The sequence below is a fragment of the Streptomyces sp. NPDC048650 genome, assembly GCF_043199095.1.
In the GTDB taxonomy this organism is placed as follows: Bacteria; Actinomycetota; Actinomycetes; order Streptomycetales; family Streptomycetaceae; genus Streptomyces.
The window spans coordinates 386438-407083 of the sequence record NZ_JBICVM010000003.1; the positions used below are offsets into that span (position 1 = coordinate 386438).

17 protein-coding genes and 2 tRNA genes are annotated in these 20646 nt (G+C 69.4%); 14 read left to right on the forward strand and 5 right to left on the reverse strand.

All coding sequences use genetic code 11. The features are described from left to right. Positions 1-144: 144 nt before the first annotated feature. Positions 145-1251, forward strand: coding sequence for a PP2C family protein-serine/threonine phosphatase (locus ACGFML_RS11025; RefSeq protein ID WP_393542280.1), 1107 nt, complete (start codon positions 145-147; stop codon positions 1249-1251). A gap of 104 nt (positions 1252-1355) precedes the next feature. On the opposite strand, the gene ACGFML_RS11030 is transcribed toward ACGFML_RS11025, so the two are convergent. Further along, positions 1356-2489, reverse strand: a complete 1134-nt coding sequence (locus ACGFML_RS11030; protein WP_393542282.1) for an acyltransferase family protein — start codon at positions 2487-2489, stop codon at positions 1356-1358. A gap of 636 nt (positions 2490-3125) precedes the next feature. On the opposite strand from ACGFML_RS11030, the gene ACGFML_RS11035 reads away from it, so the two are divergent. After that, a complete protein-coding gene (locus tag ACGFML_RS11035; RefSeq protein ID WP_393542284.1) occupies positions 3126-3320 on the forward strand; it encodes a hypothetical protein in 195 nt (64 codons plus the stop codon). 30 nt (positions 3321-3350) lie between these two features. On the opposite strand, the gene ACGFML_RS11040 is transcribed toward ACGFML_RS11035, so the two are convergent. Both ACGFML_RS11040 and ACGFML_RS11045 read right to left on the reverse strand, forming a co-directional pair. Continuing rightward, positions 3351-3731, reverse strand: a complete 381-nt coding sequence (locus ACGFML_RS11040; RefSeq protein ID WP_393542286.1) for an arsenate reductase family protein — start codon at positions 3729-3731, stop codon at positions 3351-3353. Between the two features lie 68 nt (positions 3732-3799). Then, positions 3800-3870, reverse strand: a tRNA-Gly gene (locus ACGFML_RS11045). A 146-nt stretch (positions 3871-4016) separates the two neighbouring features. Here ACGFML_RS11045 and ACGFML_RS11050 point away from each other — a divergent pair. The 5 genes from ACGFML_RS11050 (at position 4017) to clpX (ending at position 8796) form a co-directional block, all read left to right on the forward strand. Then, a tRNA-Pro gene (locus tag ACGFML_RS11050) sits at positions 4017-4093 on the forward strand. 237 nt (positions 4094-4330) lie between these two features. Continuing rightward, entirely contained in the window at positions 4331-5710 is a 1380-nt protein-coding gene (gene tig, locus ACGFML_RS11055) for a trigger factor (RefSeq protein ID WP_393542288.1), read from the forward strand. Positions 5711-5996: 286 nt separating this feature from the next. Beyond that, a complete protein-coding gene (locus ACGFML_RS11060) occupies positions 5997-6599 on the forward strand; it encodes an ATP-dependent Clp protease proteolytic subunit (RefSeq protein WP_030283915.1) in 603 nt (200 codons plus the stop codon). Between the two features lie 65 nt (positions 6600-6664). Beyond that, the gene (locus ACGFML_RS11065) at positions 6665-7342 is read left to right on the forward strand and encodes an ATP-dependent Clp protease proteolytic subunit (protein WP_030082099.1); all 678 of its coding nucleotides are present in this window, start codon (positions 6665-6667) and stop codon (positions 7340-7342) included. 170 nt (positions 7343-7512) lie between these two features. Further along, positions 7513-8796, forward strand: a complete 1284-nt coding sequence (clpX, locus tag ACGFML_RS11070) for an ATP-dependent Clp protease ATP-binding subunit ClpX (protein ID WP_393542290.1) — start codon at positions 7513-7515, stop codon at positions 8794-8796. Between the two features lie 162 nt (positions 8797-8958). Here clpX and ACGFML_RS11075 read toward each other — a convergent pair whose 3' ends face one another. Further along, positions 8959-9936 carry a hypothetical protein gene (locus tag ACGFML_RS11075; protein ID WP_393542291.1) on the reverse strand — a complete coding sequence of 326 codons (978 nt, stop codon included), beginning with the start codon at positions 9934-9936 and terminating at the stop codon, positions 8959-8961. A gap of 162 nt (positions 9937-10098) precedes the next feature. Here ACGFML_RS11075 and ACGFML_RS11080 point away from each other — a divergent pair, with 162 nt between their 5' ends. Continuing rightward, positions 10099-12720, forward strand: coding sequence for a valine--tRNA ligase (locus ACGFML_RS11080; protein WP_393542293.1), 2622 nt, complete (start codon positions 10099-10101; stop codon positions 12718-12720). On the opposite strand, the gene ACGFML_RS11085 is transcribed toward ACGFML_RS11080, so the two are convergent. Then, a complete protein-coding gene (locus ACGFML_RS11085; RefSeq protein WP_393542731.1) occupies positions 12686-13864 on the reverse strand; it encodes a hypothetical protein in 1179 nt (392 codons plus the stop codon). The two genes, ACGFML_RS11080 and ACGFML_RS11085, sit on opposite strands and share 35 nt — an antisense overlap. Positions 13865-14144: 280 nt before the next feature. On the opposite strand from ACGFML_RS11085, the gene ACGFML_RS11090 reads away from it, so the two are divergent. From ACGFML_RS11090 to mreC, 6 genes are all read left to right on the forward strand, one after another. Continuing rightward, positions 14145-15593 carry a peptidoglycan D,D-transpeptidase FtsI family protein gene (locus ACGFML_RS11090; protein ID WP_393542296.1) on the forward strand — a complete coding sequence of 483 codons (1449 nt, stop codon included), beginning with the start codon at positions 14145-14147 and terminating at the stop codon, positions 15591-15593. A 104-nt stretch (positions 15594-15697) separates the two neighbouring features. Next, positions 15698-17212: a bifunctional folylpolyglutamate synthase/dihydrofolate synthase gene (locus ACGFML_RS11095; protein WP_393542298.1), complete on the forward strand. Its 1515-nt coding sequence runs from the start codon at positions 15698-15700 to the stop codon at positions 17210-17212. Positions 17213-17214: 2 nt separating this feature from the next. Beyond that, positions 17215-17571, forward strand: a complete 357-nt coding sequence (locus tag ACGFML_RS11100) for a DUF4233 domain-containing protein (protein ID WP_393542300.1) — start codon at positions 17215-17217, stop codon at positions 17569-17571. 149 nt (positions 17572-17720) lie between these two features. Continuing rightward, positions 17721-18134, forward strand: a complete 414-nt coding sequence (gene ndk / locus ACGFML_RS11105) for a nucleoside-diphosphate kinase (protein WP_393542302.1) — start codon at positions 17721-17723, stop codon at positions 18132-18134. A 294-nt stretch (positions 18135-18428) separates the two neighbouring features. Further along, positions 18429-19448: a rod shape-determining protein gene (locus ACGFML_RS11110; protein WP_003985182.1), complete on the forward strand. Its 1020-nt coding sequence runs from the start codon at positions 18429-18431 to the stop codon at positions 19446-19448. Positions 19449-19712: 264 nt separating this feature from the next. Continuing rightward, positions 19713-20645 carry a rod shape-determining protein MreC gene (gene mreC, locus ACGFML_RS11115; RefSeq protein WP_393542304.1) on the forward strand — a complete coding sequence of 311 codons (933 nt, stop codon included), beginning with the start codon at positions 19713-19715 and terminating at the stop codon, positions 20643-20645. Position 20646 lies beyond the last annotated feature (1 nt).

The window sequence follows — 20646 nt, forward strand, 5'->3', positions numbered from 1 at the left end:
GACCGCATTTCGAACGCCGTTTCCCGGCAATTCCCGGCGGTGACGTGCGGCGAATCGACGCACCGCCGAACGGGTGGATAAGGTCCCAGAGCGATGACAAGCGGCCCGGGAACGCAATCACGAACGGACCCCCTGACCGCCCGGATGCACAAAGGTCTGCACCGGGCCAAGATCGGCGTGCGCAAGGCGGGGGTCGACTACTTCCGCGGCGACGGCTCCGACCGGCTCGCCCTGGCAGCCCTGCTGATCGCCATACCCGCCATCGCCGCGGGCACGCTCTGGCGTCCGGAATGGCTCGCCCCCACCGCACTGGTCCTGCCGGTCATCGCCGGCGGACTGCTGTTGCGCCCGGCCAACCTGCTCGTCCTCTACAGCGCCTCGGCCGCCGCTCTGGTCGTCGAGTCCGCACTGTTCGGCCCGTACGACCAGGGACCGGACCGGATCACCCCGGGCACCGTCCTGGTCGTGGCCGCCGTCGGGTTCTTCGGCCTGCTCATCGCCCAGTTCCGCAGCCGGGTCGGGGTGCCCTGGCGGCGCGGCGGCACCATGCTCTTCGACCTGCGCGAACGCATCCGGGTACAGAGCAAACTGCCCCGGCTGCCGGAGGGCTGGCACCACGAGATGGCGCTGCGCCCGGCCGGTGGCCAGTCCTTCTCCGGCGACTTCGTCGTCGCCTCCCGCACCCACGGCGGCGACATCCTCGAGGTCGTCCTCACCGACGTCTCCGGCAAGGGCATGGACGCCGCCTCCCGCGCCCTCCTCCTCTCCGGCGCCTTCGGCGGACTGCTCGGCTCCCTGCCGCCCCACGGCTTCCTCCCCGCCGCCAACGGCTACCTCCTGCGCCAGGACTGGGAGGAGGGCTTCGCCACCTCCATCCACCTCGTCCTCGACCTGGAGTCCGGCGACTACGAACTGCTCTCCGCTGGCCATCTGCCCGCCCTCCAGCTCAGCGCCGGCTCCGGCCGCTGGGAGGAGAAACCGGGCGAGGGGCCGCTGCTGGGGGTCTACGACGGTGCCCAGTTCGACCCGGTCAAGGGCACGCTGCGCCCCGGCGACGTCCTGATGATGTTCACCGACGGCCTGGTCGAGGCCAGCGACCGCGACCTCGCCGAGGGGATCGACCGCCTCACCGGCGAGGCCGACCGCTATGTCACCAGCGGCTTCGCGGGCGCCGCCTGGCATCTGATCGAGGCCGTCGCCAAGGACGTCAACGACGACCGGGCGCTGCTGCTGATCTGCCGGGACGCCTGACCGTCGCACCCGCCCGGCGCGCGGCGTCGGCCGGTGATCCGCACCGGCATCGGGTCATCACGGGGCGGGGGGACGGGCGAACCCCGTGGGCACGCCGCCCCCGTCTACGCGCCGGCCCGCACCCGCGCCGTGTCGGCCGGGTCCTTCTTGAATGCCCACGCCATCGTCGGCTCCATCGCCCACCGGAACGCCCGGCGCACCGGCGGCGTGCACAGCGCCGTGACGACGGCCGCGGCGATGAGGGTGACCGCGATCTCGCCGAGCGGCGAGTGCAGCCACGCGTAGTCGTCGAACCAGCCCCAGAACCGCGAGCCCTTGGCCAGGAAGCCGTGCAGCAGGTAGCCGTAGAGCGTCCCCGCGCCCAGCACCGTGAACCACATCTGCCGCCGGGGCACCCAGGAGTAGAAGCAGGCCGTCATCACCAGCGAGCAGCCGAAGAGGGCCAGCGTCATGATCACGCCGGCCCACCAGGTGGTACCGAGCTCCTGCGCACTGTCCCGGTGGTAGAACCACGCCGAAGTCATCCGGGGCGCCGCCCAGTAGGCCGTCACGACGGCGGCCGCGAAGATCGGCACCGACGCGATCCGTACGGACCGCCGCTGCACCCAGGTGAAGTGCTCCTGCCGCAGGTTCAGTCCGAGCACGAAGAACGGCAGGAACTGGAGCACCCGCTGGAGATCCAGGTCGTCGCCGATGTCCGGCGAGACGGAGGCGAGCACCGCGATCGCCAGCGCCAGCGGGACCGGCCGGCGCACGATCTTCCAGAGCGGGGTGGTCAGCCGCCAGATGAACAGTGCGATCAGGAACCACGTCAGGAACCAGGGGTCCAGGAGGCTGATCGGATGCCCGGGATCGTCGTCCGCCCAGCGCTTGAAGAACGCGTAGGCCGTCTCGAAGAGGACGTAGGGGACGGCGACGCCGGTGATCAGCCGCTGGAGCCGGTCCTTGCGCATGTCGAAGCTGCGCGAGAAGTAGCCGGAGATGATGATGAACGCCGGCATGTGGAAGGTGTAGACGGTCATGTAGAGCGCCTCGGCGGCGCGGCTGCCGTCGGTCAGCGGTTCCCACACGTGCCCCATCGCCACGAGGACGATGGCCAGGTACTTCGCGTTGTCGAAGAACGCGTCCCGGCCGGTCCTGGGCGCGGGCGCCGGCTGCGGTGCCGGTGTGTCCTCCGCGACGGCCGTCTCCGTGGCCGGCGGGAGCTCGCGTCGCGGTGTGGGGGCAGCGGGAAACATCTGAGGCACGATAGCGCCGGACGGCGAATGCGTAAAACCACTGTGGCGTTATTCGGTATTACCCCCGGTGTGACGCCGCATACGGCGCGGATAAGACGCGCAATCGCCCGTGAGATTCCTCGCAGAATCCCGTCGCGCCCGGCGTCACCGCCTCCTCAACCGACGCTCCATCGAGCCGATTTGTCCCACATCGACCTCTCAAATTGGTTGATATCCCCCGAGAGCGTCCCGGAAGGAATGTCCGCTTCCTAGGTGATATGCCCGCAGCATTCGTCACGTCGTGGTGACGGGCGCCACGCGTGGGAATTCACCGCACCGCCCACCCGTCGACCGCCTGGAAGATGGCGCGGAATGATCGCCGTGAATTACCGGCGCCGGGCCCGGCGACCTATGGGTCCGCCCGTCGAATTCCCGCCTTCCGCCGCCCGTTGGCGGCCGGCCCGGCGCCTCGGGGGCGGCCCCGCCACCCCTGGCCACCCCCGCGCCGTGACCGGGGGCGGGAATCGGGCAAAGCGTTGGCCGATGATTCGTCACCCGCCTGCGTTGGGAAAGGAGTTGGTGGCACGATGGGGCCGGGGGGGTGTGCGCGGCATGCTCCCGGGCCGGTGAGGCGTTCCGACCAAGGGTGTGATCAGTGTGGCTCTTTCACTGTCAGTGGTGCTGATGTTGGGGATCATCCTCATCGTGCTGATCAGACAGAAGTCGATCAAAGCGGGCCCCGCGATCATCGCCATACTCTTCGGCTTCTTCCTCGCCTCCACGGGGATGGCGCCGTCGATCACCCGGTTCCTCAATTCCCTCGCGGACACCATCAACCACATCACCTTCTAGGCGGCACACCCCGAAGGCCTGCACCGCCCCTCAAGCGGTCCGCCCGCCCCCGGTACGACCCAGTGCGTCACGTACGGCTTCCTCGCTACGCCCCACCAGCGCCGAACCGTCGTCCGCGGTGATGATCGGCCGCTGGATCAGCCGCGGGTGCGCGGCCAGCGCCTCGATCCACCGACCCCGCTCCGCCGCCGTGCGCTCCCAGGCCCCGATCCCCAGCTCCTCGGCCTCGGCCTCCCGGGTCCGGGTGATGTCCCACGGCTCCAGGCCCAGCCGCTCCAGCACGGCCTCCAGTTCGTCCGCGGTCGGCGGCTCCTCCAGATAGCGGCGCACCGTGTAGCCGGCGCCCTCCTCGTCGAGGAGGTCCACGGCGGAACGGCACTTGGAACACGCGGGATTGATCCAGATCTCCATGCCGGTCAGCCTAGGCGCGCCATGGAACGCGAAGAACCCCAGGCCATCGGGCCTGGGGTCCTTTCTTGAGCGGGCGACGGGAATCGAACCCGCGTAGCCAGTTTGGAAGACTGGGGCTCTACCATTGAGCTACGCCCGCGAGCGCCGCCGGTCACCGGACCGCGGCACGCAGTGCATCGTAGCGGGTCGGGGCGGCCCGCCGCACACCGCATGCCGGGTGGATCCGCCGTCCCGAATTCTGGCAACCGTACGGCCTTCGGCCATGTACCCTACGTGTCGCACCGACGGGGTGTGGCGCAGCTTGGTAGCGCGTCCGCTTTGGGAGCGGAAGGTCGTCGGTTCGAATCCGGCCACCCCGACCAGTATTTTCCGGCCGACCCTTCGGTCAGGCCCTCAGGGCCCGCCATCACGACCGCGCGGCGGCCGGCAGACCGCGGCCCTTTCAAGATCGCGTTGTCGGCGCCATCCTCCCTGCGGTTACTATGCAATCTGCGTGCCCGCGTGTCTCTGTATCCGGGCGCGATCGACCGGACCACACATGAGCGGGCCCGGAAGATCTCAGGCAAAACCCCAGAAGTCAGCCCCAAGGAGACCGAACCGTGAAGAGCGCCGTGGAGAACCTGAACCCGACCCGGGTTCGGCTCACTGTCGAGGTGCCCTTCGAGGAGCTCAAGCCCAGCCTCGACGCGGCGTACAAGAAGATCAACCAGCAGGTCACGGTGAAGGGCTTCCGCCAGGGCAAGATCCCGGCCCGCGTCATCGACCAGCGGTTCGGTCGCGGCGCCGTGCTCGAGGAGGCCGTCAACGACGCGCTCCCGAAGTTCTACACCGAAGCGGTCAACGAGGGTGAGCTCAACGTCCTCGGCCAGCCCGACGTCGACATCACCGAGCTGAAGGACGGCGAACTGCTGGCCTTCACCGCCGAGGTCGACATCCGCCCCGCCCTCGAGATCCCGGACTACTCCGGCATCGAGGTCGAGGTCGACGCCATCGAGGTCTCGGACGAGGACATCGACAAGTCGGTCGAGCAGCTGCGTGAGCGCTTCGCGACCACCTCGCCGGTCGAGCGCGCCGCCCAGGAGGGCGACGTCCTGACGCTGGACCTCGAGGCCAAGGTGGACGGCGAGGTCCTGGAGGACGGTGTCGCCCAGGGCGTCAACTACACCGTCGGCTCCGGTGAGCTCCTCGACGGCATCGACGAGGCCGTCACGGGCGTCGAGGCCGGTGGCAGCACCACCTTCACCTCCGAGCTCAAGGGCGGCTCCGCCGAGGGCAAGGAGGCCGAGGTCAAGGTCGACGTGACCGAGGTCAAGTCCCGCGAACTGCCCGAGCTGGACGACGACTTCGCGCAGCTGGCCAGTGAGTTCGACACCCTCGAGGAGCTGCGCGACGACAGCCGCAAGCGCCTCGCGCAGATGAAGAAGTACGACCAGGCCACCCAGGCGCAGGAGAAGGTCCTGGACGAGCTGCTCAAGCTCGCCGAGGTGCCGATCCCCGAGAAGCTGCTCGCGGACGAGATCGAGACCCGCAAGCACAACCTGGTGAACCACCAGCTCGGCCAGATGGGCCTCGACCTCGCCAAGTACCTGGAGATCCAGGGCAAGACCGAGGAAGAGTTCGACGCCGAGACCAAGGAGCAGGCCGAGAAGGGCATCAAGACCCAGTTCATCCTCGATGAGCTGGTCAACAAGGAGAAGCTGAACGTCAGCCAGGAGGAGCTCACCGAGCACCTCATGCGCCGCGCGCAGTCCTCCGGCATGTCCCCCGACCAGTTCGCCCAGGCCGTCGTCGAGGGTGGCCAGGTGCCGATGCTCGTCGGCGAGGTCGCCCGCGGCAAGGCGCTCGCGGTGGTCGTCGAGGCCGCCACGGTCAAGGACACCAACGGCGAGGTCATCGAGCTGGACGACGAGGACGAGACCGCCGAGACCGTCACCGAGGGCAACGACGAGGCCGCGGCCGACGAGAAGCCCGAGGCCTGAGCCTCGGCCGCCACACGGCACTGCTGACCACGGGCCCGAACACGCACGTCCGCGTGTTCGGGCCCGTAGTCGTGCCGGGCCGGTGAGCCTGCGCTCACAGCGAACAGTTCTCGATGCGGGATGGCGTTGTCCGACCTGCGCGTTAGGGTCCGTAGATACGAGGGCAGGGGAGTCCCTGAAACCGCGCCGGGGCCACATACGGCGCCGCCTCCCCACGCCCCAGCAGACGACGCTGAGACGGCCTGGAGCCGTCCGACAACGAGCAGGTGGACACGTGACGATCCCGATGCCTTCCGCCGCCGCTGAGCCGACCTTCGGTGGCCTCGGCGACCAGGTCTACAACCGGCTGCTCGGCGAGCGGATCATCTTCCTCGGCCAGCCGGTCGACGACGACATCGCCAACAAGATCACCGCGCAGCTGCTTCTCCTCGCCGCGGACCCGGACAAGGACATCTTCCTCTACATCAACTCCCCGGGCGGCTCGATCTCGGCCGGCTTGGCGATCTACGACACCATGCAGTACATCAAGAACGACGTGGTGACGATCGCGATGGGGCTCGCCGCCTCCATGGGGCAGTTCCTGCTGAGCGCCGGCACCCCGGGCAAGCGCTTCGCGCTGCCGAACGCCGAGATCCTCATCCACCAGCCCTCCGCCGGCCTGGCCGGCTCCGCGTCGGACATCAAGATCCACGCCGAGCGGCTGCTGCACACCAAGAAGCGGATGGCGGAGCTGACGGCGTTCCACACCGGCCAGACCGTCGAGCGGATCACCCAGGACTCGGACCGCGACCGCTGGTTCTCCGCCGACGAGGCCAAGGAATACGGCCTGATCGACGATGTGATGACCTCCGCCGCCGGCGTTCCGGGCGGGGGCGGCACCGGGGCCTGAGCCCCGTACCACTCGCCCTACAGCCCCCAGCCCACTTGATCGCCACCAGGACGGTGAACACCACGATGAACAACTACCCCGGCAGCGGCCTCTCCCAGGGCGCGGAGTCCGAGTTTTCCGGCCCGCGCGCCGAGTCCCGCTACATCGTCCCGCGCTTCGTCGAGCGCACCTCGCAGGGCGTGCGCGAGTACGACCCGTACGCGAAGCTCTTCGAGGAGCGCGTGATCTTCCTCGGCGTGCAGATCGACGACGCCTCGGCCAACGACGTCATGGCGCAGCTGCTGTGCCTGGAGTCGATGGACCCGGACCGGGACATCTCGATCTACATCAACTCGCCCGGCGGCTCCTTCACGGCGCTCACGGCCATCTACGACACGATGCAGTTCGTGAAGCCGGACATCCAGACGGTCTGCATGGGCCAGGCGGCCTCCGCCGCGGCCGTGCTGCTCGCCGCCGGTACCCCCGGCAAGCGGATGGCGCTGCCGAACGCCCGGGTGCTGATCCACCAGCCGTACAGCGAGACCGGCCGCGGTCAGGTCTCCGACCTGGAGATCGCCGCCAACGAGATCCTGCGGATGCGTTCGCAGCTGGAGGACCTGCTGGCCAAGCACTCCTCCACGCCGATCGAGAAGATCCGCGACGATATCGAGCGTGACAAGATCCTGACCGCCGAGGAGTCCCTGGCGTACGGTCTGGTCGACCAGATCGTCTCGACGCGGAAGTCCTCCGTCTCGATCGGCTAGCGATCTTGGCGAAGTGAGCCGGAGTGTTGCCCCCTTGGACCGTGTCCGGGACCGAGTGAACCGAGTCGGTCCAAGGGGGGCCCGTACGGGGGGCCCGGCAAGGTACCGTCGATAGGCAAGCACCCGGGTCCGTGGAGCAATGCGGATCCCAGGCGAAGGGGAAGCACCTCGTGGCACGCATCGGTGACGGCGGCGACCTGCTCAAGTGCTCATTCTGCGGAAAGAGCCAGAAGCAGGTGAAGAAGCTCATCGCGGGACCTGGTGTGTACATCTGCGACGAGTGCATCGACCTCTGCAACGAAATCATCGAGGAAGAGCTCGCCGAGACCTCCGAGGTGCGCTGGGAAGAGCTTCCCAAGCCCCGGGAGATCTACGAGTTCCTCAACGGCTATGTCGTCGGCCAGGAGCCCGCCAAGAAGGCGCTCTCGGTCGCCGTCTACAACCACTACAAGCGGGTGCAGGCGGGCGAGAACGGCGGCGGCCGCGGCGACGAGGGCATCGAGCTCTCCAAGTCCAACATCCTGCTGCTCGGCCCGACCGGCTCCGGCAAGACGCTGCTGGCGCAGACGCTCGCCCGGATGCTCAACGTCCCCTTCGCGTTCGCCGACGCCACGGCGCTGACGGAGGCCGGCTATGTCGGCGAGGACGTCGAGAACATCCTGCTCAAGCTCATCCAGGCCGCGGACTTCGACATCAAGAAGGCCGAGACCGGCATCATCTACATCGACGAGATCGACAAGGTCGCCCGCAAGAGCGAGAACCCGTCGATCACGCGGGACGTCTCCGGTGAGGGCGTCCAGCAGGCCCTGCTGAAGATCCTGGAAGGCACCACCGCCTCGGTCCCGCCGCAGGGTGGCCGTAAGCACCCCCACCAGGAATTCATCCAGATCGACACGACGAACGTCCTGTTCATCGTCGGCGGCGCGTTCGCCGGTCTGGAGAAGATCATCGAGGCCCGGTCCGGCGCCAAGGGCATCGGCTTCGGCGCCACGATCCGCTCCAAGCGCGAGATCGAGTCCAAGGACCAGCTCCAGGAGGTCATGCCGGAGGACATGGTGAAGTTCGGGATGATCCCCGAGTTCATCGGCCGTCTCCCGGTCCTCACCTCCGTCCACAACCTCGACCGCGAGGCCCTGCTGCAGATCCTGGTCGAGCCGCGCAACGCCCTGGTCAAGCAGTACAAGCGCCTCTTCGAACTCGACGGCGTGGAGCTGGACTTCGACCGCCCGGCCCTCGAGGCCATCGCCGACCAGGCGATTCTCCGCGGCACCGGCGCCCGTGGCCTGCGGGCCATCATGGAAGAGGTCCTCTCGTCGGCGATGTACGAAGTCCCGTCGCGCAAGGACGTCGCCCGGGTCGTCATCACCGAGGACGTCGTTCACTCGAACGTGAACCCCACCCTGGTGCCGCGCACCCGCGGTGACTCGGGGGAGCCGCAGGAGAAGAGCGCGTAGGCACGCGCACCGTTCGTACGAACCGCCCGGCAGCCGGAGTGCTGCCGGGCGGTTCTGCGTCGCCGGGCCCGACGCTTTGCGCGCGGGGTACGCGAAAGGCTCCCGACGGCGACGAGTAGCCCTGGCGGGAGCCTTTGTGGTCAGCGCTCGGCCGGCCGGTTGCTACTTCTCCTTGCGGACCTCGTTGCGGATCTTGGCGGACTTCTCGGCCAGCTCCTCGAGCCCCGGTGCATGTGCGGTGACCGACCCGGTCTTCGGGTCCAAGGCGTCCGACATGATGACCGTGCCGATCGCGCTGCTGTCGCCCCAGATGCACATGTTGGCATTGGCGGAGATGCTCATGCCGCCCTGGGAGAAACTGATCTTCAGCGCCTTGCACTTCATCACTGCACCGTCGAAGTCGGCCGGCGAGAAACTGTCCGGCCCTTCCACCGTCTCCACCTTGCCGCCTTCGGACTTCATGTTCTTCTCGAGCACCTGGTCCTGCTGGGCGAATGCCTGATCGATGGCGCCTTCCGGGTCGGCGACCTTCCCGTAGATGCCCGTCAGATCCAGGCTCATCTTGCTGTCATTGGCGTACTTGCCCTTGACCATCTTGGCCTCGGTGATCCCCATCGCCTTGGCTTCTTTGTCGTTGGAGAAGTCCTTCGGCTCGCTGCTCCCGCCGAACTCGTCCTTCTTGGTGAACTCCCCGCTCAGCAGCTTGTCCGGCATCGAGATCGTGTACGGCTTCACATCGCCGCCGCCCGACCCGAACGCGAAGTACGCCCCCACGCCGATCGCCGCGACCACGGCCACCGCGCCGATGATCAGGCCGATCTTCTTGCCGTTGCCGCCGCCCTCGGGGCCGCCCTGGGGAATCGCGCCGTAGGGCGTCTGCTGCTGGCCGTACGGGCCGGGCTGCTGGCCCTGCTGGGGGTAGCCGTAGCCCGGCTGCGGGGCCTGGGGCTGGCCGTACGGGCCCGGCTGCTGGGGCTGCTGCGGGTAGCCGTAACCGGGCTGCTGGGGCTGCTGCGGGGGCACCTGGCCGCCCTGCTGGGGGTAGCCGTAGCCGGGCTGCGGGGCCTGCGGCTGGCCGTACGGGCCGGGCTGCTGGGGCTGCTGGCCGTACGGGCCGGGCGGCGGCTGGTTGTAGCTCATGGAGCGGTTCCCCTCGTGACAACTGATGGCAGCCGACCTGTGTGCTGCCCGCATGAGATTTTTTATGCGCTGCCGACATCCTGTACGACGCCACCGACAGCCGGTGCCCCGGGGGCGAAACCGATTCGAACCTGCGACATACGCGCCCGTACACTGTCCGTCGTGACCGAGAACACTCAGCAGAGCAACCACAGCGCCCCCGAACTGCCGACTCAGTACACGCCGGCCGACGTAGAGGGGCCGCTGTACGAGCGCTGGGTAGAACGGGGTTACTTCGAGGCGGACGAGAAGAGCGAGAAGCCGCCGTACACCGTCGTCATCCCGCCGCCGAACGTCACGGGCTCGCTCCACCTGGGGCACGCCTTCGAGCACACCCTCATCGACGCCCTCACCCGCCGCAAGCGGATGCAGGGCTACGAGACCCTCTGGCAGCCGGGCATGGACCACGCCGGCATCGCCACCCAGAACGTCGTGGAGCGCGAGCTCGCCAAGGAGGGCATCTCCCGTCACGACCTGGGGCGCGAGGCGTTCGTCGAGCGGGTCTGGCAGTGGAAGAACGAATCCGGCGGACAGATCTCCGGGCAGATGCGACGGCTCGGCGACGGCGTCGCGTGGTCCCGTGAGCGCTTCACCATGGACGACGGCCTGTCCAAGGCCGTCCAGACCATCTTCAAGCGGCTCTACGACGACGAGCTGATCTACCGCGCCGAGCGGATCATCAACTGGTGCCCCCGCTGCCTGACCGCCATCTCGGACATCGAGGTCGAGTATCAGGACGACGACGGCGAGCTCGTCTCCATCCGGTACGGCGAGGGTGACGCGTCGATCGTCGTCGCGACGACCCGGGCCGAGACGATGCTCGGCGACACCGCCGTCGCGGTTCACCCCGAGGACGAGCGGTACGCCCATCTCATCGGTACCGAGATCGAGTTGCCGCTGACCGGCCGCCGGATCCCGGTCGTCGCGGACGAGCACGTCGACCCGGAGTTCGGCACGGGTGCGGTGAAGGTCACCCCGGCACACGACCCGAACGACTTCGAGATCGGCCGCCGGCACGACCTGCCGATGCTCGCCGTGCTCGACGAGCGCGGCGTGATCACGGCCCACGGCCCCTTCCAGGGCCTGGACCGCTTCGAGGCCCGTTCCGCGATCGTCGGCGCGCTGCGCGCCGAGGGCCGGATCGTCGCCGAGAAGCGGCCGTACACGCACTCCGTCGGACACTGCTCGCGCTGCAAGACGACCATCGAGCCGCGGCTGTCGATGCAGTGGTGGGTCAAGGTCGGCCCGCTGGCGAAGGCCGCCGGTGACGCGGTCCGGGACGGCAGGGTCGCGATCCACCCCAAGGAGATGGAGTCGCGGTACTTCGGCTGGGTCGACAACCTTCACGACTGGTGCATCTCGCGGCAGTTGTGGTGGGGTCACCGCATCCCGGTCTGGTACGGCCCCAACGGCGAGGTGGTCTGCGTCGGTCCGGACGACGAGGCCCCCACGGGCGAGGGCTGGACGCAGGACACCGACGTCCTCGACACGTGGTTCTCCTCCGGCCTGTGGCCGTTCTCCACGCTGGGCTGGCCCGAGCAGACACCGAGCGTCGAGAAGTTCTACCCGAACTCCGTGCTGGTCACCGGCTACGACATCCTGTTCTTCTGGGTCGCCCGGATGATGATGTTCGGGCTGTACGCGATGGACGGCACCCCGCCGTTCCACACCATCGCGCTGCACGGCATGGTCCGTGACCAGTTCGGCAAGAAGATGTCCAAGTCGTTCGGGAACGCGGTCAATCCGCTGGACTGGATGGACGCCTACGGCTCCGACGCCGTCCGCTTCACGCTCGCCCGCGGCGCCAACCCGGGTGTCGACGTCCCGATCGGTGAGGACTGGGTCCAGGGGTCCCGCAACTTCGCCAACAAGATCTGGAACGCCACCCGCTTCGCGCTGATGAACGGCGCGACGGTCGAGGGCGAACTGCCGCCCGCCGAGCAGCTGTCGGCGACCGACCGGTGGATCCTGTCCCGGCTGAACTCCGTCGTCGCCGAGGTGGACGCGTACTACGACGACTACCAGTTCGCGAAGCTGTCGGACGTCCTCTTCCACTTCGCCTGGGACGAGGTCTTCGACTGGTATGTCGAGCTGTCGAAGACGACGTTCATGGCGGGTGGCCCGGCCGCCGACGCCTCGCGCCGGGTGCTGGGCGAGGTCCTGGACGTCACGCTGCGGCTGCTGCACCCGATCGTCCCGTTCGTCACCGAGACGCTGTGGACGACGCTGACCGGCGGCGAGTCGCTGGTGATCGCCGAGTGGCCGAAGGACTCCGGATTCCGGGACGCGGGCGCGGAGCGGGAGGTCGAGACCGTGCAGCAGGTCGTCACGGAGGTCCGCCGGTTCCGCTCCGACCAGGGGCTGCAGCCGGGCCAGAAGGTCCCCGCCCGGCTGGACCTGTCCGGTACGGCGCTGGCGGCGCACGAAGCGGCGATGCGTGCGCTCCTGCGGCTGCAGCCGGCCGGTGACGACTTCAGCGCCACCGCCTCGCTGCCGGTCGCGGGCGCGACGGTCGCGCTGGACCTGTCCGGCGCCATCGACGTCGAGGCGGAGCGGAAGCGGCTGACGAAGGACCTGGCGGCCGCCGAGAAGGAGAAGGCGCAGGCCACCGCCAAGCTCGGCAACGAGGCGTTCCTGGCCAAGGCGCCGGAGAAGGTCGTGGACAAGATCCGCGGCCGGCTGGAGGCCGCGGAGGCGGACATCGTCCGGATCACCGCGCAGCTGGCGGCTCTGCCCACGGCGTAGCACCGGTATCGGCCGCAGGCCCCTCGCCCCCACGGGCGGGGGGCCTGCGGCGTCCCCGGCCGCCCCGCCGGCCCCTCTCCCGGACCGGCCAGAGCAGGACGTACGCCGTGGAGAGGGCCACGAACGCGAGGCGGATCAGGCCGCGGGCGGCGTCGTCGGACACCAGGAAGACGCTGCCGTAGAGGGTGATCAGCGCCAGCCAGCTCCACCAGGGGACCAGCCGGCGCTGGCCGATGACGTCCCACAGCAGCGTGCCGAGCAGGACGGACGCGGTGTAGTACGTGTAGACGCTGGGGTCGAGGACGATCCGGGCGTTGGCGCCGAGGAGGACGACGGCGGCCCAGCGCCCGCGCAGGACGGCGACGGCGCCCAGGGTGAGGCCGAGAGCCGCCTGGGCGGGCCGGTCCCAGCCGGGGGTCTCCGGGTCGCCCACGCCCAGCCAGCGCAGCGCGGACGCCGGATGGTTGGGGATGGCGAACTTCGCCGCAGCGAAGGACTGGGAGTCGCCGACGAAGAACGGCAGCCAGGCGAGGGCCACCAGCCCCGCGCACCACAGCCCGGCCCGCAGCCACTTCTCCCGGGGGAGGGCGAGGAGCAGCGGCAGGAAGGCCAGCGCGGTCGGCTTGGAGTCCATGGCGAGGGCCAGGAAGGCGCCGGTGAGGGCGGCGTCGCCGCGGGTGACGGCGCGTACCGCGAGGGCGGTGAAGAACAGCGCCAGGACGTCGTCGAGATGCCCGAAGCGGACCGCGACCTCGGTCCACATCGGGATGAAGGCCAGCCCGGCGATCAGTACGCGCTGCCGCAGCCGCTGGTGGTTGGTGCCGGTGCCCAGGAAGTGATGGGCGGCGCTGCGGCCCGCCAGCACCACGATGACCAGGCCGAGCAGCGACATCAGGGCCGCCGCGAGGAACTGGCCGGTGGCCTCCGGGAAGGGGTTGAACAGGCCCGCGGTCAGAAAACTGAGCGGGCCCATCTGGAGCTCGGGGTGGTGGGCGTAGAGGTTGAGGCCGCCGGTGCCGTCGCCCGAGGCGCCCGCGTAGATCAGTTCGCCGCCGGCGCGCAGATAGTGCCAGGAGAAGCCGCCGTGCGGCTCCACGACGACGAACCACAGCACGGCCCAGGCGGTGAGCAGCACCAGATGCATCCGCTGACTGATTGCCGGCACCCGTCTTCCGCTCCTGCCTTCCGGTCCGCCCGCGATGCGGTGATCGTCCGGGGCGCACACGCCCCACCGTCGAAGAGGGGGAAACGCGGCGAAAAGTTGTCCCGGACGGCCGACCGGCCCGGTGCGGCCGTCTCTCATGGCGCTCTCATGGCGCTCTCATGAACGCCGGGCACGGTGGACCGGAATGCCGGAATGCCGGAATGCCGGAATGCCGGAGTCCGGCAGCGACCGCCCGCCAGCCACCGAGGAGCCGCGCCCGATGAACAAGCCACTGCGACGGGCCGCGATCTTCTGCCTGGCGCTGATACTCGCCCTGATGGGCTGGGTCACCTGGCTCCAGGGCGCGAAGGCCGGTGACTACAAGGACGACGCGCACAACCCCCGGGTGACGATCGGCAAGTACTCCGCTCCGCTGGGCAACATCCTCGTGGACGGCGAACCGGTCACCGGGTCCAAGGCCACCTCCGACACGCTCAGGTACAAGCGCACCTACAAGGACGGCCCGCAGTACGCGCCGGTGACCGGCTTCACCTCGCAGATCTTCGGAAGCAACCAGCTGGAGAGCCTGTACGGCAAGGTCCTCGACGGCTCCGACAGCCGGCTGCAGAGCCCCGCCGACGCGCTGAGCCGTGAGCGGGCCAAGGGCGGGGACGTGGCCACCACCATCGACGCCCGGGTGCAGAAGGCCGGCTACCGGGCGCTGGGCGACAAGAAGGGCGCCGCCGTCGCCATGGACCCGGCCACCGGCCGGATCCTGGGCATGGTCAGCACGCCGTCGTACGACCCGGGGACGTTCGCCGGATCGTCCGGAGCCGACCAGAAGGCATGGCGGAAGATGTCCGGCGACGCGGAGCACCCCGAGGTCAACCGGGCGCTGCGGCAGCCGCTGCCGCCCGGCTCCACCTTCAAGCTGGTGGTCGCGGCGGCCGCGCTGGAGAACGGTCTGTACTCCTCCGTGGACGAGCCGACCCGCAGCCCCGACCCGTACCCCCTGCCGAACAGCCGCACCAAGCTCACCAACGAGAACGCCTCCGCGCCCTGCAAGAACGCGGACATCCGCACCGCGCTCCAGTACTCCTGCAACACCGTCTTCGGCAAGATGGCCGTCGACCTGGGCAAGGACAAGGTGAAGGCGCAGGCCGAGAAGCTCGGCTTCAACGACGGCAAAATCGACACCCCGGTCCGCGCCGGCAAGAGCGTCTATCCCTCCGACATGGATGCCGCGCAGACCGCGCTGTCCGGTATCGGCCAGTTCAACGACCAGGCGACGCCGCTGCAGATGGCGATGGTCTCCTCGGCCATCGCCAACGGCGGTGAGCTGAAGACCCCGCAGTTGGTGGACAAGCTCACCGACGGCGGCGGCAACACCGTCCAGCAGAACGGCCCCAAGACCTACCGCAAGGCGATGTCGGCGGACACCGCCGGGCAGCTGCGGTCGGCGATGCGGACGGTCGTGGACAAGGGCACCGGGTCCGGCGCGAAGATCGGCGGACTGACCGTCGGCGGCAAGACCGGTACCGCCCAGCACGGTGTCGACAACAGCGGTACGCCCTATGCCTGGTTTGTCTCGTACGCACGCAACAGCGCGGGGCACCAGGTGGCGGTCGCCGTGATGGTCGAGGACGGACACGCGGCCCGCAACGAGGTCTCCGGCAACGGGCTGGCCGCGCCGGTCGCCCGCGCCATGATGAAGGCGGCGCTCTCGTAGCGGAAGACGCCGCTCTCGTAGCGGAAGGCGCTGCTGTCCAGGAGCGATGCGGCGGGGGCGGCGCGCCGCGAGGGCTGTCCGAGGTGCCTCGTAGACTTGTCGTCGTGAGTGAGCGCCCCCAGAACGACGACCCTGACCCGACCGACGACTTCGACGAGATGGTCGAGGCCGAGACCGACCGCGACCCCGATCTGGCGGTGATCGAGGCCGGCAGCCGGACGCTGCGCGCCCAGGCCGGCCCGCCGCAGGGCGACGGCGTTCCCGCCCGGCCCACCGACCCCGAGGTCGACCGTGCGCTGCGCGAAGTCGAGGAGGAGCTGGCCGGCCGCTGGGGCGAGACCAAGCTCGACCCTTCGGTCCAGCGCATCGCGGCGCTGCTGGACATCCTCGGCTCGCCGCAGCGCGCGTACCCCTCGATCCACATCACGGGTACGAACGGCAAGACCAGCACGGCCCGCATGATCGAGTCCCTGCTGGGCGCCTTCGAGCTGCGCACCGGCCGCTACACCAGCCCGCACGTCCAGTCGGTCACCGAGCGGATCAGCCTGGACGGCGCCCCGATCCCGGCCGAGCGGTTCATCGAGACCTACCGCGACATCGCCCCGTACGTGGAGATGACCGACGCCCGGCAGGAGTACCGCCTCTCGTTCTTCGAGGTGCTCACGGCCATGGCCTTCGCGGCCTTCGCGGACGCCCCGGTGGACGTCGCGGTCGTCGAGGTCGGCATGGGCGGCACCTGGGACGCGACGAACGTCATCGACGGCGACGTCGCGGTGGTCACCCCGATCTCGCTGGACCACACCGACCGGCTCGGGGAGACGCCCGAGGAGATCGCCGGCGAGAAGTCCGGGATCATCAAGCAGGACGCCACCGTCGTGCTGGCCCAGCAGCCGGTGGACGCCGCGTCGGTGATGCTCAAGCGCGCCGTCGAGGTGGATGCCACGGTCGCCCGCGAGGGCATGGAGTTCGGGGTGATCTCCCGCGAGGTGGCGGTCGGCGGCCAGATGCTGACGCTGCGCGGGCTGGGCGGCGAGTACCCGGAGGTCTTCCTCCCGCTGTACGGCGCCCACCAGGCGCACAACGCCGCGGTGGCGCTCGCCGCGGTCGAGGCGTTCTTCGGGGTCGGCTCGGACCACGCCCGGACGCTGGACATCGACACCATCCGCGCGGCGTTCGCCGCGGTCTCCTCGCCGGGCCGGATGGAGATCGTCCGCCGCAGCCCGACGGTCGTCCTGGACGCGGCGCACAACCCCGCTGGCGCGCAGGCGGCGGCCGAGGCGGTCACCGAGGCATTCGGCTTCAGCCGTCTGGTGGGTGTGGTCGCCGCCAGCGACGGCAAGGACGTACGGGGCGTGCTGGAGGCCTTCGAGCCGATCTTCGCCGAGGTCGTGGTGACCCGTAATTCCAGCCATCGTGCGATGGACGCCGATGAGCTCGCGGCGGTCGCCGTCGAGGTGTTCGGCGCCGAGCGGGTCCAGGTCGAGCCGCGGCTTGACGACGCCCTGGAGGCGGCCATCACCCTCGCCGAGGAAGAGGGCGAGTTCTCCGGAGCGGGCGTGCTGGTGACCGGCTCCGTGATCACGGTCGGCGAGGCCCGGCTGCTCATGGGGAGGAAGTGACGATGCGCACCCTGTGTGCCAGCACTCTCATCGGTGAGTTCTTCGTGATCGGGTTCGCCGGTCTGGTGGCGATGCAGCTCAGCGACGTGCCGACGGCCACGATCTGGACGGTCAGCGGTGTCGCGATGCTGTTCAGCATCCTGCTGTGCGGGATGCTCGGCCGGCCCGGCGGGATCCAGCTCGGGTGGGCGCTGCAGGCCGCCCTGATCGCCAGCGGCTTCGTCGTGACGACGATGTTCTTCCTGGGCGTGGTGTTCGCCGCCCTGTGGTGGGCCTCGGTGCACTACGGCCGCAAGATCGACGAGGCCAAGGCCCGGTGGGCCGCGCAGGCCGAAGCGGGGGCGTCCGCGGCGGGCTGAGCCGCCCGGCGCCGGCCGCCGGACCCGTGCGCGGCCGGCGTCGACCGGAACGGCCCGGTGGGGTGGTGGGGGCGGGCGTACCCGGCAGGGCATGCCCTGTAGCCTCGGTGCACCCGCTGACCGTTTGTACGTATACAGGGAGCACCTCCGTGAGCCAGCGCACGCTCGTCCTTCTCAAGCCCGACGCCGTTCGCCGCGGTCTGATCGGCGAGATCATCGGCCGTATCGAGAAGAAGGCCGGCTGGACGGTCGCCGCGATGGAGCTGCGCACCCTGGACCGCGAGATCCTCGAGCAGCACTACGCCGAGCACGTGGGCAAGCCGTTCTACGAGCCCCTGGTCGGCTTCATGTCCTCCGGTCCGGTCGTCTCACTCGTCGTCGAGGGGGAGCGGGTCATCGAGGGAGTGCGTGTCCTGGCCGGACCGACTGACCCGATTGCCGCACCGAGTGGGTCCATTCGTGGGGACTTTGGCACGATCACCCGAGAGAATCTGATCCACGCCTCGGATTCCGAAGAGTCCGCAGAGCGCGAGATCAAGATTTTCTTCCCCGGAATCTCCTGACGCCCCGTCAGGCGCATACCCCTTGTGACCAGGGGCGACCGATGGAATCATCGGTCGCCCCTTGGCATATGCGACTCGATCGGGGGAACGCATCCTTGCGACACGACGTCACCGTTAATGGGGGCGGGTGCGTGTACGGCTGACAATGGCGCTCAAGGCTCCACCGTGTTCGAGTGGGTGGCACGGCGAGACTACGATGGAGCTTCCGCGCCAGACAGCGCATCACCTCCTGCCGACCTCAAGTAAGCATTCGCTCCAGTTGGGAAGGCCAGACGTATCCTCATGGGGAACAACATGTCGTTCATCGGCCGTGACATGGCTGTCGACCTCGGGACCGCCAACACGCTGGTGTACGTCAGGGGCCGCGGCATCGTCCTCAACGAGCCGTCGGTCGTGGCCATCAACACCAACACCGGCGGCATCCTGGCGGTCGGCGCCGAGGCAAAGAAGATGATCGGGCGCACGCCCGGCAACATCGTCGCCGTGCGGCCTCTCAAGGACGGCGTCATCGCCGACTTCGAGATCACCGAGCGGATGCTCCGCTACTTCATCCTCAAGATCCACAAGCGGCGCTATCTGGCCCGCCCGCGGGTGGTGGTGTGTGTGCCCTCCGGGATCACCGGAGTGGAGCGCCGCGCCGTCATCGAGGCGTCGACCCAGGCCGGCGCCCGCCAGGTCCACATCATCGAGGAGCCGATGGCCGCGGCGATCGGCTCCGGCCTGCCGGTCCACGAGGCCACCGGCAACATGGTCGTGGACATCGGCGGCGGCACGACCGAGGTCGCGGTCATCTCGCTGGGCGGGATCGTCACGGCCCAGTCCATCCGGGTGGCCGGCGACGAACTCGACAACGCGATCATCCAGCACATCAAGAAGGAGTACAGCCTCCTGCTGGGCGAGCGCACCGCCGAGAGCATCAAGATCACCATCGGTTCGGCGTACGACCTCGAGCAGGACGAGCACACCGAGATCCGCGGCCGCGACCTGGTCTCCGGGCTGCCCAAGACCGTGGTCATCTCGGCCGCCGAGGTCCGCAAGGCCATCGAGGAGCCGGTCAACTCCATCGTCGACGCGGTCAAGACGACCCTCGACAAGTGCCCGCCGGAGCTCTCCGGCGACGTCATGGACCGCGGCATCGTGCTCACCGGAGGCGGCGCCCTGCTGCGTGGCCTCGACGAGCGCCTGCGCCGCGAGACCGGCATGCCCATCCACATCGCCGAGGACCCGCTCGACTCCGTCGCGCTCGGTTCCGGCAAGTGCGTCGAGGAGTTCGAGGCGCTCCAGCAGGTCCTCGACTCCCAGCCGCGCCGCTGACACCTCCCGGTCCGGTCCCCCCCCGCGGCGCACCGCAGGACGCGCCGCGGGGCCGGCACCACCCTCGCAGTACCCGATTCGTCCGCTGAATCGTTGATATACAGGCACCACGGCTCCGCACAGGTTCCGCATCCCGACAGACACGGTGCGCGCTGACGCTTCATCAGCCGGCATCGCACACAAGGCACAACGCTCAACTCCCGAACGAGACCGGCGCGGGCCCGCAGTCGGCCGGTCCTACGAGGAAGGACACGGCCGCCGCACGTGAGGGACACACGAGAGAGCCGGCTGCTGCTGGTGCTGCTGGTCGCGATCGCGTTCGCGCTGATCACGGTCGATATCCGCGGCGGCGAACAGTCCCCGCTCGATGGCGCCCGGCAAGCCGCAGCCTCCGCCTTCGGCCCGGTCGAGAGCGGCGTCGCGCGCGTCGTCAGCCCGGTCGGCAACGCCGTCGGCGCCGTACGGGACTCCGGGGAGCGGCACAGCCGCATCGCCCAGTTGGAGCACGAGAACGCCGCCCTCAAGGCCAGGCTCGGCTCCTCCGACCGCAACCGCAGCCGCGCCGCCCAGCTGGACAAGATGCTCAAGAGCGCCGGCACCGGCCGCTACGGCATCAAGGGCGCCGAGGTCATCGCCATCGGCGCCGCCCAGGGCTTTTCCTGGACGGTCACCATCGACGCCGGCAGCCGCGACGGCATCGCCCGCGACATGACCGTCCTCAACGGCGAGGGTCTGGTCGGCCGGGTCACCACCGTCGGCGCCGACACCGCCACGGTGCTGCTCGCCAACGACCCCGACTTCACGGTCGGCACCCGCATGGAGAAGACCAACGAGATCGGCTTCGCCAACGGCCAGGGCGGCCGCTCGCTGCGCGTCCAGCTGCTCAACGGCAAGGCCGCGGTCAAGCGGGGCGACCGTCTGGTCACCTTCGGCTCCAGCGCCGACAAGCCGTTCGTCCCCGGCGTGCCGGTCGGTCAGGTGGTCAAGGCCGAACCGTCCAACGGCGACCTGACCCGCACCCTCCAGGTCCGCCCGTACGTCGCCTTCTCCCAGCTCGACATCGTCGGCGTCGTCGTCCAGCCGCCCCGTACGGACCCGCGCGACACCGTCCTGCCGGCGAAGCCGGCGAAGCCGAAGCCGGCGCCGACGGTCACCGTCACGGCCACCCCCTCCGCGAGCGCCCCACCCAGGAGCTGAC

What these genes read in the sequence shown, in the direction of transcription:
- ACGFML_RS11025 (WP_393542280.1), top strand. Translation starts at nt 145, where the DNA reads ATGCACAAAGGTCTGCACCGGGCCAAGATCGGCGTGCGCAAGGCGGGG.
- ACGFML_RS11040 (WP_393542286.1), bottom strand. Translation starts at nt 3,731, where the DNA reads ATGGAGATCTGGATCAATCCCGCGTGTTCCAAGTGCCGTTCCGCCGTG.
- ACGFML_RS11085 (WP_393542731.1), bottom strand. Translation starts at nt 13,864, where the DNA reads ATGCATCTGGTGCTGCTCACCGCCTGGGCCGTGCTGTGGTTCGTCGTC.
- ACGFML_RS11100 (WP_393542300.1), top strand. Translation starts at nt 17,215, where the DNA reads ATGCGCACCCTGTGTGCCAGCACTCTCATCGGTGAGTTCTTCGTGATC.
- ACGFML_RS11030 (WP_393542282.1), bottom strand. Translation starts at nt 2,489, where the DNA reads ATGTTTCCCGCTGCCCCCACACCGCGACGCGAGCTCCCGCCGGCCACG.
- ACGFML_RS11060 (WP_030283915.1), top strand. Translation starts at nt 5,997, where the DNA reads ATGCCTTCCGCCGCCGCTGAGCCGACCTTCGGTGGCCTCGGCGACCAG.
- ACGFML_RS11110 (WP_003985182.1), top strand. Translation starts at nt 18,429, where the DNA reads ATGTCGTTCATCGGCCGTGACATGGCTGTCGACCTCGGGACCGCCAAC.
- ACGFML_RS11075 (WP_393542291.1), bottom strand. Translation starts at nt 9,936, where the DNA reads ATGAGCTACAACCAGCCGCCGCCCGGCCCGTACGGCCAGCAGCCCCAG.
- ACGFML_RS11090 (WP_393542296.1), top strand. Translation starts at nt 14,145, where the DNA reads ATGAACAAGCCACTGCGACGGGCCGCGATCTTCTGCCTGGCGCTGATA.
- ACGFML_RS11065 (WP_030082099.1), top strand. Translation starts at nt 6,665, where the DNA reads ATGAACAACTACCCCGGCAGCGGCCTCTCCCAGGGCGCGGAGTCCGAG.